The sequence below is a fragment of the Nocardiopsis coralliicola genome (assembly GCF_054779695.1).
Genome location: NZ_BAAGXT010000001.1, coordinates 304,743 through 317,940, shown reverse-complemented (window position 1 = coordinate 317,940; position 13,198 = coordinate 304,743). Strand labels below are relative to the sequence as shown.

General features: G+C 74.2%; 13 protein-coding genes. 10 read left to right on the top strand and 3 right to left on the bottom strand.

Annotation, left to right across the window (positions count from 1 at the left end; translation table 11 throughout):
• Positions 1–4 precede the first annotated feature (4 nt).
• Together ACYVGT_RS01270 and ACYVGT_RS01265 are read right to left on the bottom strand one after the other, a co-directional pair.
• Entirely contained in the window at positions 5–1,534 is a 1,530-nt protein-coding gene (locus ACYVGT_RS01270; protein ID WP_460854459.1) for an SLC13 family permease, read from the bottom strand.
• A 56-nt stretch (positions 1,535–1,590) separates the two neighbouring features.
• Positions 1,591–2,397 (bottom strand): N-acyl homoserine lactonase family protein, encoded by an 807-nt coding sequence (locus ACYVGT_RS01265; protein WP_460854458.1) that lies wholly within the window; start codon positions 2,395–2,397, stop codon positions 1,591–1,593.
• Positions 2,398–2,891: 494 nt separating this feature from the next.
• Here ACYVGT_RS01265 and ACYVGT_RS01260 point away from each other — a divergent pair, with 494 nt between their 5' ends.
• The 10 genes from ACYVGT_RS01260 to ACYVGT_RS01215 all read left to right on the top strand — a co-directional run bounded on the left by ACYVGT_RS01260 (position 2,892) and on the right by ACYVGT_RS01215 (position 11,727).
• Positions 2,892–3,596, top strand: coding sequence for a GntR family transcriptional regulator (locus ACYVGT_RS01260; RefSeq protein WP_460854457.1), 705 nt, complete (start codon positions 2,892–2,894; stop codon positions 3,594–3,596).
• A 242-nt stretch (positions 3,597–3,838) separates the two neighbouring features.
• Complete coding sequence (gene yhfZ, locus ACYVGT_RS01255) at positions 3,839–4,753, top strand: GntR family transcriptional regulator YhfZ (protein WP_460854456.1); 915 nt, start codon at positions 3,839–3,841, stop codon at positions 4,751–4,753.
• A gap of 10 nt (positions 4,754–4,763) precedes the next feature.
• A complete protein-coding gene (locus ACYVGT_RS01250; protein ID WP_460854455.1) occupies positions 4,764–5,138 on the top strand; it encodes a hypothetical protein in 375 nt (124 codons plus the stop codon).
• Positions 5,139–5,140: 2 nt separating this feature from the next.
• Positions 5,141–5,500 (top strand): DUF2620 family protein, encoded by a 360-nt coding sequence (locus ACYVGT_RS01245; RefSeq protein WP_460854454.1) that lies wholly within the window; start codon positions 5,141–5,143, stop codon positions 5,498–5,500.
• A gap of 3 nt (positions 5,501–5,503) precedes the next feature.
• A complete protein-coding gene (locus ACYVGT_RS01240) occupies positions 5,504–6,895 on the top strand; it encodes a YhfT family protein (protein WP_460854453.1) in 1,392 nt (463 codons plus the stop codon).
• Positions 6,892–7,818 (top strand): phosphotriesterase family protein, encoded by a 927-nt coding sequence (locus ACYVGT_RS01235; RefSeq protein WP_460854452.1) that lies wholly within the window; start codon positions 6,892–6,894, stop codon positions 7,816–7,818. The genes ACYVGT_RS01240 and ACYVGT_RS01235 overlap by 4 nt, the downstream gene beginning before the upstream one ends.
• A complete protein-coding gene (locus tag ACYVGT_RS01230) occupies positions 7,815–8,942 on the top strand; it encodes an aminotransferase class V-fold PLP-dependent enzyme (protein WP_460854451.1) in 1,128 nt (375 codons plus the stop codon). The genes ACYVGT_RS01235 and ACYVGT_RS01230 overlap by 4 nt, the downstream gene beginning before the upstream one ends.
• Positions 8,942–10,105, top strand: a complete 1,164-nt coding sequence (locus ACYVGT_RS01225; protein ID WP_460854450.1) for an alanine racemase — start codon at positions 8,942–8,944, stop codon at positions 10,103–10,105. Before ACYVGT_RS01230 ends, ACYVGT_RS01225 begins: the two co-directional genes overlap by 1 nt.
• Positions 10,102–11,364: a phosphopentomutase gene (locus ACYVGT_RS01220; RefSeq protein ID WP_460854449.1), complete on the top strand. Its 1,263-nt coding sequence runs from the start codon at positions 10,102–10,104 to the stop codon at positions 11,362–11,364. Before ACYVGT_RS01225 ends, ACYVGT_RS01220 begins: the two co-directional genes overlap by 4 nt.
• Before the next feature lie 42 nt (positions 11,365–11,406).
• Entirely contained in the window at positions 11,407–11,727 is a 321-nt protein-coding gene (locus tag ACYVGT_RS01215; RefSeq protein ID WP_460854448.1) for a nucleoside triphosphate pyrophosphohydrolase family protein, read from the top strand.
• Positions 11,728–11,743: 16 nt separating this feature from the next.
• Here the strand turns inward: ACYVGT_RS01215 and ACYVGT_RS01210 are convergent, their stop codons facing one another.
• Positions 11,744–13,000 carry an FAD-binding protein gene (locus tag ACYVGT_RS01210; protein ID WP_460854447.1) on the bottom strand — a complete coding sequence of 419 codons (1,257 nt, stop codon included), beginning with the start codon at positions 12,998–13,000 and terminating at the stop codon, positions 11,744–11,746.
• Positions 13,001–13,198: the final 198 nt, after the last annotated feature.

Below are 13,198 nucleotides of genomic sequence, written 5' to 3'. Positions count from 1 at the left end.
CGGGTCAGGGGTGGAAGCCGAAGGCCCATCCGGCGAGGGTGTACATCGCCGCGGTCATCAGGAGCAGCCCGAGCAGGTTGAGCAGGGCGCCGCCGCGCAGGAGCTGGCCCATGGTGACGTAGCCGGTCCCGTAGGCCATCGCGTTGGGCGGGGTGGCCACCGGCAGCATGAAGGCCATCTGGGTGGTCAGCACCGCGGGCAGGATGAGCAGCAGGACCGGGAGGTCCAGTCCGACGGCGATGCCTCCGAACAGGGGGATGAAGGTGGCCGCGGCGGCGGTGTTGCTGGTGAGCTCGGTCAGAACCGAGATGGCCACGCCGATGGCGATGATGATGGCCAGGGTGGGCAGCACGGAGAGCACGGTGGCCTGGGAGCCGATCCAGTCGGCCAGCCCGCTCTCGGTGATCTGCGCGGACAGGCTCAGGCCGCCGCCGACCAGGAGCAGCATCCCCCAGGGGACGTCCTTGGCGGAGTCCCAGTCCAGGAGTTTGATCCCCTTTCCGGGGCGGACGGGGACCAGGAAGAGCAGGAGGGCGACCGCCATCGCGATGCCGGCGTCGGTCACCTGCGACAGCCAGGGCAGCAGCTCGCCCAGGGCGCTTCCGGCCAGCAGCGGCATCCCGACCCAGGAGAAGGCCGCGAAGCAGAAGACGGCGATGACCGCCCATTCGCCGGCGCTCAGCGGCCCCAGCGCGCGCAGCTCCTCGCGGATCGCCTCGCGCCCGCCGGAGGAAACGCGCTCGCGGATCGGGAAGGCCACGCGCGTCAGGATGAGCCAGGTGAGGAGGAGGAAGACCGCCGCGAGGGGGAAGCCGAAGAGGAACCAGTCGAGGAAGGTGATGTGGATGTCGTGGCTGTCGGCCAGATAGCCGACCAGCAGCGCGTTGGGCGGGGTGGAGATGATGCTGGCCATCCCGCCGATGGTCGCCGAGTAGGCGATGCCCAGCATCAGGGCGCAGGCGAAGTTGCCCTCGACCGCGCCGCCGCTGATGCGGCGCACCGTCATCAGCACGGACAGCCCGATGGGCAGCATCATCACGGTGGAGGCGGCGTTGGACACCCACAGGCTGACGAACGCGGTGACGATCATGAAGCCCGCGACCAGGGTGACCGGGTTGGTGCCCACCCCCAGGATCACCGCCAGGGCCAGGCGCCGGTGGAGCTCCCAGCGCTGCATGGCGAGCCCGAGCAGGTAGCCGCCGAGGAGGAGGAAGACCACTTCGGCGGCGTAGGGAGCGGCGGCTGCGGTGGTGTCGGTGACGCTGAGGACCGGGAACAGCACGATCGGCAGCAGCGACGTGGCGGCGATGGGGATTGCCTCGGTCATCCACCACACGGCCATGACGACGGCGACCGCGGTGGTGGCGCGGGCGGCGTCGGGCATGTCGGCGGGCAGGGTGAAGTACGCCCCGGCGGCTGCGAGCACGCCCAGGACCAGGCCGATGAACTTCCGGCGGGTGGTCGCTGGGCTGTCGCGCCGGTCCTCGGCCGCGCCGGACGGCGCGGCCGGGCGGGTGTCGTCGGGAAGTGGCATGGGATGTTCCTCCGGCACCGAGGCGGGGGCCGCCGCGGGAGGTGGTCGGTGAGGGGTCAGAGGAGGCGGTGCACGGAGCCGCGGGCGCTCGGGTCGAGCGCGGGGTGGCGGCTGCTCACGCGCGGCTCGTGGCCGGCGATGACGGGCGCGCCGAGTTCGCGCGACAGGGCGCGCAGGCGCGCGTAGGACCGGTGCATCTCCGCCAGGTCGGTGTGGACGGCGAAGGCCCGGTCGCGCTCCACCTCCTCGTCGAGGTGGACCGCGTCGGAGGCGAGGATGAGGGCGCCGCGGGCGGACTCCACCACCACGGCGAGCTGGCCGGGGGTGTGGCCGCCGAATGTGCGGGCGGTGACACCGGGCATGAGCTCGGCGCGGTCGGGCAGCAGCCGGAGCCGGCCCTCGCGGCGGACCTCTTCCAGGTGGGCGAGTTCTGCAGCCTCGACGGCCTCGCACGCCGGGGCGGACGGCCCGGTCCAGTACAGGTACTCCCGCTCGGCGGCGAGGACCGGCGAGTGCGGGAAGGCCGCGAGGTTGCCGATGTGGTCATAGTGGAAGTGGGTGAGCACGATGGTGGGCGCCGACTCCGGGGCGACTCCGGCAGCGCGGGCCGCATCGACCGGGGGGACCAGGCAGGTGCGGCCGCGGCGGCGGGCCGCCTCAGGGGTGAAGCCGGTGTCGACGAGCAGGGTGGCGCCGGCGCCCCGCACGATCCAGAAGAAGTAGTGCATGGCTGCCGCGGCGTCGGGTTCGCCGTAGGCCGCGAAGTCGTGGAAGAGAGCGCTCTTGGCGGTGGTGAGCTCGCCGTAGCGCACCGCGAGTACTTCGAGGTCGGGCTTGCTGCGGCCACCGTGGTCCCGCTCCACCGGCTCCCCCTTCGCTCTGGACTCGGCGGCGCCGTATGACCTGCGCCACGCAAGGGCTCCGACCGTAGTACGGGATTGTCATACAAATCAAGATCAGATGCGGAAATGGCACCACCAATCCGACGAACAGGCAGTTCACAGGCTCCTATCGGGCCGAATCAGCCCCCGCCAGCCGGACACGCCGGCACCCATGGATCGCGCGGGTTACTGCGCGGACACTGCGTGTGCAGCAAGAACGCTGCCGGAGGGTGCACGCCCTGCAAGACCCCGCGCTTCATCCGCCCTTTGTGGATCAATTTTTGTATGACGAAAAACCGGGCGCAGCTCCGGTACACCCGGCCCCTGCCGGACACCCCCGGAGGGGCGGGCGTTCATTTCTTGCGGCGCCCCAGGCGATTCCGGCTGCACCGCATCGGCCGGAGGGGGCCGAACACCGCCTCCCAGGGCCCTGAGGCCGCGTTGTTCGTATGACGAATCTGCACTACGGTTGGAGCGTGACCGGAGAACGGAACGCGCCCGCCGACCGGGCCGGGCGCAGCGCGGAGTCCGCACGGCCTGTGCGCGAGCAGGCGGCCGAGGCCATCCGCGACGCGGTACTCGGCGCCCGCTATGCGCCCGGACAGCGCCTCATCGAACGCCAGCTGATCGAAGATCTCGGCGTCTCCCGCACCACGGTCCGCGAAGCGCTGCGCGAGCTCACCTCGGAGGGGCTGCTCCGCAGCGTCCCCCAGCGCGGCGTGTTCGTCGTCGCACTGACCCCCCAGGACGCCCTGGAGCTGTACGAGTTGCGCGCGGCTCTGGAGAGCCTCGCCGCCCGCACCTTCGTGGAACGCGCCTCCGATGCCCAGGTGAAGCAGTTGCGCGAGGCGTTCGACCGGTTGTCCGAAGCGGTCTCCGCACAGGCCGGGACCCGGGCGGTGCTGCGCGCCAAGGACGTCTTCTACGACGTGCTCCTGGAGGGGTGCGGCAACCGCGCCCTGCGCGAGTCGTTCACCCACCTGCGCGCGCGCATCAGCCTGATGCGCGCCACGTCACTGGGACAGCCCGGGCGGTTCGACAGCGCCCTGGCGGAACTGGAGGCGGTACTGCACGCAGTGGAGGTCCGCAACGCTGACGCCGCTGCCCGCGCGTGCTCCTTCCACGTCGACCAGGCGATGCGCGCCGGCCTGGCCGGGCTGGGAACCCCCGCCCCGTCCTGAACCGGGCGCGGAGCCGGCGGACTGCCCGTGCACACCCGGGCCTGGCACCCCCTGCCCCGCCGCCGCTCTGGTGCGGCGGGGGAATTTCCGCGGGGCCCTCGCCGTCTCTCTGGGTACGGCGGCGGGGCCGCGCGGGGCGGAGCAGGGGCCCGCAGGCCAATGCGCGGCAGGGGCGGGTAAAGCCTCGGGCAGTTTTCCGCGGGGCTATATCCAGTATCCAGAATTCTGACTAGAGTCGCTGCATGTCGCGAATGCACATGCTGATGACGAAGGCCGGCGCGGTGGCGCACCGGATGGCCGCGACGCTGGCCGCATCCTCCGTCGGCGACCGCATGCCGACGACCCAGTACCTCGCCGAGCGCCACTGCGTGGGAAAGGGGACCGTCCAGGCGGCCCTCGCCCTGCTGGAGGAGACCGGCGCTGTCACCGTCCGGTCCCGCGGCAGCCGCGGCACCTTCATCGAGTCGCTGGACCACCGGCTGCTCTGGGAGCTCTCCGGCAGCAGCGCGGTGCCGATCGCGATGCCGCTGCCCTACTCGCGCCGCTACGAGGGCCTGGCCACCGGCATGCACGCGGCCTTCGACTCGGTCGGCGTCCCCTGCACCCTGATGTTCGTGCGCGGTTCCGCCAACCGGGCCAACGCGGTCCGCCAGGAGCGCGCGGACTTCGCCCTGATGTCGCGCCATGCCGCCGCCGGCGACTCCGACATGGAGATCGTCCGCGACTTCGGCCCGCACACCTACGTCGGCGCGCACGGACTCGTCCTCGCCGCCGGGCGCGACCCCGACGACCCCGGCCTCCGGCTGGCGGTCGACCCTTCCTCGGCGGACCAGCGCGCACTGACCGAACTCCGCTTCCCCGACCTGCCCGCGGAACGCCGCATCGAAGTCTCCTACACCCAGCTGGGCCGCTACTTCGCCGAAGGGCTCGTCGACGCCACGGTGTGGAACCTCGACGAGATCGAGTCGACCATCTTCGCCCCGGTCACCACCCACCCCTTGGAGGGGGTGGACACCGACGCCACGAGCTCGGCGGTCCTGGTGGCCCGCCGGGACACCGAACCCGCCGCCACCGCCGTCCAGCAGGCCCTCGCCGACGGCGTGCTCCTAGAGACCGCCGCCGAAGTCGTCGCCGGCACGCGCATCCCCACCTACTGACGGGAGCCCCATGGATCCGCCCCTCGCACAGCGCCTCGCCGTCTACCGCAGCCTGCCCGAGACACCGCCGGGCGTCGTGGACTTCGTCGAAGGCGAGCTCCACCGCCTGGCCGCGGGACACACGGTCACCGAGGAGACCGCCGGAACCCTCACCGCCCACCTGGTGACGGCACTGGGGCGCGCGGCGCGCCGGGAGCCCGACCCCGATCCGCCCGCCGCAGCGGTCTACGCCGAGGTGGCCGAGACCGTCCCGGACGCCGTCGCCGCGGCCGCCGGGCTCGCCGCCCGGGCACACGAGGCCCTGGGCACCCCTCTCTCCGCAGCAGAGCAGCAGTACCTCACCCTGCACATCGGGACACTCGCCCACACCGCAGCGAAGGAGTAGCGATGAAGCTGATCACCGGAGGAGTCGCCAAGCAGGAAGTGGCCGACGCGCTGCGTCCGCTGCTGCGGGACGGCGACAGCGTCCGTGTGGGTACCGACATGGAGGCCGCCGCCCTGCTGCGGTCCGGAGGCGCCGACTACTACCTGGGCACCTGCCACACCGGGGCCGGCGCGAGCCTGGGGGTGCTGGTGGGGCTGCTGGGCTCGGACAAGGCCCACACCTTCGGCCGCGGCCTGCCCTCCGACGCCGACCTCGACGCGGCGGTCGCCGCGGGCAACCTGGCCTTCGGCTTTGCCCTCGACCAGGTCGACGACATCGTGCCGCGGCTCTGGTCGCGGCTGGACGCCCACCGGGGGGACTGAGCCATGGGGTTCGCCGCTGCCGCCGGCGCCGCCAGCGTCTCCTTCGACCTCTGGCAGTCCGGCCTGGTCATCGTGGTGTGCGCGTTCGCCGCACTGATCGCCAACGCCGCCCTGGCGGTGTTCAACGACGGCGCCCGGCCGTTCCTGCTGGACTACATCCAGGGGCGCTCGACCCGCCTGGCGACCGCGACCATCGTCTTCGGAGTCTCGGCCGGCTTCATCTTCGGCCTGGGCGCCCCCATGGCGCTGTCCACCGGGGTGCTCAACCCGTGGCTGGTGTTCCTGCCGGTGGAGATCCTGGGGCTGCTGGCACCCTGGCGGTGGCTGGCCGCGCTGGCCGGTGCCGCATGGGGCGCGGTCTGCGCCTTCGGCCTCAACGCCGCCAACGCGATCGCGACCGGGCTGCCGGTCGACTTCATCACCGCCCTGCAGGAGATCTCGACGCCCATCCTGTGGCTGTTCGCGCTCTTCCCCGTGCTGGCCATCACCCGGCAGTTCGGCCGCGTGAAGGGCCTCATCACCCTGGTCGCCGAGATGGCGGTCACGGTGGCCTCGATGCAGCTGTGGCCGGACATGTTCCCCGGATCGCTGGCCATGGCGCTGGGCGTGATCATGCTGCTGGGCTTCGCGGTCGCCCAGGACCGCTCCGCCCGCCGGGAGGAGGAGGCGCGGCTGGCCGCGCAGAGCCACGAGGAGCGCGCGGCCCACGCCGAGCAGCAGGCCGCCACCGCCGCGGCCACCGACCAGCTGTTCGGGCCCAACGCCGACCGCCTCCGCCGCAACGCCGGCTGGCTGGCCGTGCTCGGCGGACTGGTCGCCGCGCTGGCCGCGAGCGGCATCTTCGGCGGCGGGGAGGCCACCAGCTTCCTGGTCGCCGACGGCTCCTACGCCGAGGCCGCGCAGGTGGACTTCCTGCGCGCCTTCGGCTTCATCCCGCTGATCGCCACCACCGCGCTCGCCTCGGGCGCCTACGCGATGGCGGGGTTCACCTTCGTGTACCCGATCGGGTACCTGGTGCACCTGTTCACCGACTCCTGGCCGCTCGCACTCGCGGCGGCCTTCGTGCTGGGCGCCATCGTGATGGGAGCCGAGGTCTACCTGCTCAGCGCAGTCGGCCGCTGGCTGCAGCGCTGGCCCAGCATCCGCGACGCGGCCGACCACATCCGCAACGCGATCACCGAGTCGCTGTCCCTGGCCATCCTGGTCGGCTCGCTGATGGCCGGCCTGGCCATGGGCGACGGCCTCGGCATCGCCCTGGTCGGCGGCCTGTACCTGTTCAACGAGGCCCTGGGCCGCCCGGTGGTGCGGATGGCCACCGGACCGGCGGCGGTCATCGTGTCCGGCATCATCCTCAACCTGCTCCACCTGGTGGGGCTGTTCACGCCGCTGACATGAGCATTCCCACCGCCACCGGCCGCACGGTGGCGGCGTCCGCGGTCGCGGGCGCCGTCCTGGCCCATGAACACCTGCACATCGACCTGTCGGGGCCGGGCGACCCGGAGGGCGCGCTCACCGCGTCCGACGACGTCGCCGCCGAGCTGGCGCGGGCCGCCGACGAGCACGGCCTGGCGCTCGTCGTCGACCTCACCTGCCGCGGAATGGGCCGCGACGCCGCCGCGGTGCGCGCGATCTCGGAGCGCTCCGGCGTCAACGTGGTGGTCGCCACCGGCTGGTACCACGAGCGGTTCCACCCGGCCGGGGAGCCGGGCCCCTCGGTCGCGGCCGCCGCCGACCTGCTCACCGCGGAGGCGGTCGGCGGGCTCGGCGGCACCGGGATCCGCCCCGGGGTGCTCGGCGAGATCGGCAGCAGCGGGCCGGCCGCGCGCCCGGCCGAACGGATCAGCCTGCTGGCCGCCGGGCATGCCGCCCAGGCGGCCGGGCTGCCCGTGTCCACCCACGCCCACCTGGGCCAGGGCGGGCTGGAACAGCTCGCACTGCTGACCTCGACGGGGCTGCCCGCCCACCGCGTCGCCATCGGGCACCAGGACCTGCTCGACGATCCGGCACAGCACCGGGAGCTGGCGGCGCGAGGCGCCTACGTCGCCTTCGACACCGCCGGGAAGGCCGCCTACCAGAGCGACGCGGTCCGGGCCGACCTGATCCTGGCCCTGATCGGCGCCGGGCATGCCGACCGCATCCTGCTCAGCAATGACATCTCCCGCGACGCCTACCTGGCCGCCCGGGGCGGACAGGGGTTCGGGCACGTGCTCGGCCCCTTCCGCCGCGCGCTCGCCGACCGCGGCGTTGACGGACCGACCCTCGACCTGCTCTACCGCGCCAACGCGCTGCGGTGGCTCGACGGTGAGGAGAACGCATGACACCGACCACGGGGACGCCTCCGGCGCTGCCCGCAACCGCTCCGCTCCCGGTCGCCACGGCCGCCGAGGCAGCGCAGATGCAGCAGCGCCTGGTCGCCGCCGTCGCCGACCGGTTCCCCGACGCGGCGCTGTTCCGCAGCGACGCCGGCGTCGTCCCCGGACTGGGCCGCCCGGACACCACCCGCCGGGCCGAGGAGGCCCTGGCCGCCGCGTTCGGCGCCGAGGCCGCCGCCCTGGTGCAGGGCGCCGGCACCGGGGCGATCCGCGCCGCCCTGTCCGCGGGGCCGTGGAGCGGTGGCGCACGCCGGATCGTCGCCCACGACGCGCCCGACTACGCCACCACCGGCGCCGCCTTCCGCGACGCCCGCGCCGAGGTCGTCCGCGTCGACTTCGACGATCCGGCGGCGCTCGGCGCGGTACTGGCCGCCGACCCGGCCCGGTGGGTCTACGTGCAGCACACCCGGCAGCGCCTCACCGACCGCCACCTGCCCGGCGACGTCGTCGCCGCCGCGCGGGCCGCGGGGCGCCGCACCGTGGTGGACGACAACTACGCCGTCTACCGCACCCCGCGGACCGGCGTCGAGATGGGCGCGGACCTGTCCGCGTTCTCCCTGTTCAAACTGCACGGCCCGGAGGGGGTCGGGGTGGTGCTGGGCGACGGCGCGCTGATCGAGCGGGTGCGCGCGGCCAACTACTCCGGCGGCGGACAGGTCCAGGGCCACCAGGCGCTCGCCGCGCTGCAGGCGCTGGTCATGGTGCCGCTGAACTGGGCGGCGCAGTCTGAGGCGGCGGAGGAGCTGGCCGAGCGGCTGGCCGGCGGCAGTGTGCCCGGGGTGGTGGACGCCCGCCTGGCCAACGCCCAGGACCTGTGCGTGATCGCGCTCCTGGACCGCCCCGCCGCGGCGGGGCTTCCGGAGCGGGCGGCGCGCTACGGCGCCGCCCCCTACCCGGTGGGCTCCAACTCCCGCTTCGAGATCACCCCGCTGGTCTACCGGCTCTCCTCCTCGGCGCTGGCCGACCGGCCCGACCTGCGCGACTGGGCGGTGCGCATCAACCCGATGCGCGCCGGCGCGGCCCTCACCGAGTCGATCCTGCGCGCCGCCCTCGCCCACGAGGAGGACTGATGTTCCTGCCGATCACCGAGCGGCGCAACCCTGCCCTGATCGACGCCGCCGTCGCCCTCCACCGGTCCGGGCAGATCGACCCCGATACCTACGTGATCGACCGCGACGCGGTCGGCCGCAACAGCGCTGCGCTGGCCGCCGCGGCGGACGAGCACGGAATCGGCCTGTGGTTCGTGGCCAAGCAGTACGGGCGCAACCCGCTGGTGACGGCCACGGTCGCCGCGTCGATCCCGGCGGGGGCCGCGATCGACCACCGGGAGGCGCGCATGCTGGCCGGCGGCGGAGCGCAGCTGGGCAACGTCGGCCACCTGGTGCAGATCCCGCGGCGGCGGCTGCCCGACATCCTCGGCCTCGACCCGGCCTACGTCACCGTGTTCGACACCGGAAACCTGGAGGCGGTGGCGGAGGCCGCCGCGGCGCTGGGGCGGCGCCAGCCGGTGCTGCTGCGCGTCCGCGGCGCCCCGGAGGCCACCTTCCCCGGCCAGGAGGGCGGATTCGATCCCGACGACGTCCCGGGGGCGGTGGAACTGGCCCGGAAGCTGCCCGGGGTCGAGATCGCCGGCGCCACCGGCTTCCCCTGCATCAGCTTCGACACCGCGAGCCGCCGCCCGCGGCCGACCGCCACGATGAAGCGCGTGTACGCGGCCGCCGAAGCGCTGCGCGCCGACGGGATCGACCCGCTGCTCTCGCTGCCCAGCCACACCAGCGTCAGCACCATCCCGCAGATCGCGGCGGCAGGGGGCCGTATGGGCGAGCCCGGCCACGCTCTGACCGGGACCACTCCGCAGCACGCCGAGGACCCCGGCCTGGCCGAGCAGCCCGCGATGGTCTATGTCTCCGAGATCGCCCAGCTGGGCACCGCCCCCAGCGTGGCGGGCGGCGGGTTCTACAGCCGCGGCCACGAGCGCGGCCTGCTGGTGGACACCGCTTCCGGGCCCCAGCACGCGACTCTGCACTCGGCGCCGGCGGACGCCATCGACTACTACCGGCGCTTCGACTGGCACGCCGAGGGGGTGCGCGCCCAGGTGGGCGACACGGCCGTGATGGCCTTCCGCACCCAGGTGTTCGTCACGCGGTCCCGGGTGGCCGTGGTGTCCGGAGTGGGCGGCAGCGGCCCGGTGCTCGACGGCATCTTCGATTCGAGCGGAGGGCGCGTCGCATGAGCACACCGCGGCGGTCGGCCACCCTGCTGGTCCTGGACGGCCTGGGCGCCGGCGCCCTGGCCGACGCGGGAGCGCTGCGCCCGGACGACGCGGCCGCCGACACCCTGGGGTCGGTGGCACGCTGGTCGGCGTCGGCCCGGGGGCGCCCCTTGGAGGTTCCCCACCTCGCCGGCCTGGGACTGGTCGAGGTCCGGCCCGACCTCAGCGGTGTCCTGGCGCCGCCGGCCCCGCTGCTGCGCGCCCGCGGCGCCCGTTCCGGCCTGGGCTATCCGGGGGCGGACTCCTTTGCCGGGCACCAGACCCTGATGGGCGCCGACATGTCGCACGTGGTGCTGCGCCGGCTCGCGGAGTCGCAGGGCTCCGTCACCGGTGCGCTGCGCGCGGCCGGGCACCGGGTCGCCCCGCTGGACGGCGGTCCGGTGCTGGTGGTGGACGGCGCGGCGCTCGTGCACGACAACCTCGAAGCCGACCCCGGACTCAACTGGAACGTGTCGGGGCGCCTGGAGGACCTGTCCTTCGAGCAGATCCTGTCGATCGCGCGCACGGTGCGCGCCGCGGCCCCGGTCGCCCGCGTCATCGCGGTCGGCGGGCACGCTGAGCAGCCGCTGCGCGCGTCGGTGCGTGCGGGCGACGGCGGCACGGTCGGACTGGACACCCCGGCCAGCGGCTTCTACCGCAACGGCGGACTCCGCGTGCAGCACCTGGGCGCCGCGGTCGACCACGCCCGCCAGCTGCACGAGGTGGCCGCGGCGCACGGCCATCCGGTCACCCTGGTCGGCAAGGCGGCGGACCTGCTGGTCACCGACCGCGCGGTGGACCGGCGCCCGGCGGTGGAGACCGACCGCATCCTCGACCTCACCGCCGACGCGGCCGGGCGCGGCCTGACGGTGGCCAACGTGCAGCAGACCGACCTCGCCGGCCACTCCCGCGACCATGCGGCCTTCGCCGACCAGCTGGAGGCGGCCGACCGCCGCCTGCCCGAACTCACCGCCCGCCTCGGCCCCTCCGACCTGCTGGTCATCACCGGCGACCACGGCAACGACCCGGGCATCGGGCACGCCTTCCACACCCGCGAGGCGGTTCCCGTCCTCGCCGCCGCCGGCCGCCCCGGACAGCCGGGCCGCGGCGCCGACCTCGCCTCCCTCGCCGACATCGGCGCCTCCACCGCCGCCTGGCTCGGCCTCCCCGGGGGCTCCCTCGCCTCCGGCACCGCATCCGACCTCCTCGCCAACCCGCCAGGCACGCCTGCCCGGCCCTGACCCGCCGCCTTCCCCGACCACCCGGAGTACGGAGACGCACACGTGGACCTGCCCCGCCTCGCTGAACGGCTCGACGGCGTCTCGGCGCGCTACGCGGCCGCATACGGCATCGACCGCACCGCCGACTGGCACCTCCTCAAAGTGCACGAAGAGGTCGGTGAACTCACCCAGGCCGTCCTGATGGCCGACGGGCAGGCCCGCGCCAAGGGCTTGTCCCAGGCCGAACGCGACGCCGCGGTGGGCGCGGAGATCGCCGACGTGTTCTGCCAGCTGCTCCTCCTGGCCCGGCACCGGGGCGTGGACCTCGACGCCGAGATCGACGGGAAATGGCTGGTGTGGGAGGCCGACAGCGGAAGCGACTGAGCGGAGAGGTCCGGACTCAGCGGGGGAAGAGTGCGTCGGTGAAGGCGTTGCGGAACTTGCCGTCGGGGTCCATGGTGCGGGACAGGTGGGCGAAGTCGCCGGCGCGGGGGTAGTGGGCGATCACGGCCTCGGGCTCGGACGCGGTGAGTTTGCCCCAGTGCGGGCGGGCTCCCAGAGGGGCCAGTGCCTCCTCGACTGCGGCGAGGGCGGGCAGGACCGCTGCGGCGTCGCTGGTCCAGGTGAAGTGGAAGGCGGCGGAGTCGCGGGCGTAGGCCGGGCTCAGCCACAGGTCATCGCCGCGGACCGTCCGCACCTCGGCGGTCCGCAGGGCCGGGGCGAGGGCGCCGCCGATGGAGTGCAGGGCCGCGATGGCGGCCGGGGCCGCCGCGCGCGGAAGGTAGCACTCGGACTGCAGCTCGTCGCCGCTGGCGGGTGCCGCTTCGGGGCGGAAGTGCGGCAGCCGCTCGTGCCACGGTCCGGCGCGGCCGCCCTGCTCGGTGCAGGCGCGCGCGGACCCACCGGGGACCGGGTGCACCGCAGCCGGGGCCGCGCGGCCGCCCCGCCACGGACCGGCGGGACGGTCGGTGCGGTGCTTGAGCCAGACCGCGGCGCTGCCGCTGCGCCAGTCGGTGAAGGCGCTGACGCTGTAGGCGGCCCCGAACACGTCGTCGAAGCGGTCCGCCAGCTCGTCCAGCGGCACCCGGGTCCGCACCTGCTGGCGGACCCGGAAGGACGGCTCGACGGCGAGGGTGATCCGGGTGACCACCCCGAGCGAGCCCAGGGAGACCACTGCGCCGGGAAAGACGTCCGGGTGCTCGGCGGCGGACAGTTCCACCAGACTGCCGTCGGCGGCGACGAGTTGCAGCGCGGACACGGCGGAGGACAGGCAGGGCTGGGAGTCCCCGGAGCCGTGCGTGGCGGTCGCACAGGCGCCGGCGACCGAGATCTGGGCGGTGGAGGCCAGGTTGGCCAGGGCGTATCCGCTGCGGTCGAGGGCGGCCGCCACGTCGGCGTAGCGCATCCCCGCGGCCACGGTCACCGTGGACGCGTCCGGGTCGATGGCGACCTCGGGCGGCAGGCGGTCCAGGCGGACCAGGACGCCGTCGCAGTCGGCGACCCGGTTGAACGAGTGGCCGGCGCCCAGGGCCCGCACCCTGGGACTGCGCGCAACGAGGCGGCGCAGTTCACCGAGAGTCGCGGGGCGCCGGATACCGCCGCAGCCGAAGGCGACGTTTCCGGCCCAGTTGACCGGCGGAGTCGATCTCTCACCCATGGACGCCCCAGGTGGACGGCGGCAGGGGTACGACGGTACGCCACCGCCCCGCCGGCTCAGGCGCCGAGGCCCCCGCAGTGCTCCGGCCCGGGGGCGCCGCGCCCTAACCGGGCCACCGCCGCCGACCGGCTCCTCCTGGTCTGCCGAACTGCGCTCGCCTGGGGCGTCGTTCGCCTGGGGCGTCGCCCGGGCACTGCC

Bases quoted from the DNA above. Each gene is read 5' to 3' on its own strand.
- ACYVGT_RS01270 (WP_460854459.1), bottom strand. From the start codon at position 1,534: ATGCCACTTCCCGACGACACCCGCCCGGCCGCGCCGTCCGGCGCGGCC.
- ACYVGT_RS01235 (WP_460854452.1), top strand. From the start codon at position 6,892: ATGAGCATTCCCACCGCCACCGGCCGCACGGTGGCGGCGTCCGCGGTC.
- ACYVGT_RS01220 (WP_460854449.1), top strand. From the start codon at position 10,102: ATGAGCACACCGCGGCGGTCGGCCACCCTGCTGGTCCTGGACGGCCTG.
- ACYVGT_RS01250 (WP_460854455.1), top strand. From the start codon at position 4,764: ATGGATCCGCCCCTCGCACAGCGCCTCGCCGTCTACCGCAGCCTGCCC.
- ACYVGT_RS01210 (WP_460854447.1), bottom strand. From the start codon at position 13,000: ATGGGTGAGAGATCGACTCCGCCGGTCAACTGGGCCGGAAACGTCGCC.
- yhfZ (WP_460854456.1), top strand. From the start codon at position 3,839: ATGTCGCGAATGCACATGCTGATGACGAAGGCCGGCGCGGTGGCGCAC.
- ACYVGT_RS01230 (WP_460854451.1), top strand. From the start codon at position 7,815: ATGACACCGACCACGGGGACGCCTCCGGCGCTGCCCGCAACCGCTCCG.
- ACYVGT_RS01240 (WP_460854453.1), top strand. From the start codon at position 5,504: ATGGGGTTCGCCGCTGCCGCCGGCGCCGCCAGCGTCTCCTTCGACCTC.
- ACYVGT_RS01225 (WP_460854450.1), top strand. From the start codon at position 8,942: ATGTTCCTGCCGATCACCGAGCGGCGCAACCCTGCCCTGATCGACGCC.
- ACYVGT_RS01245 (WP_460854454.1), top strand. From the start codon at position 5,141: ATGAAGCTGATCACCGGAGGAGTCGCCAAGCAGGAAGTGGCCGACGCG.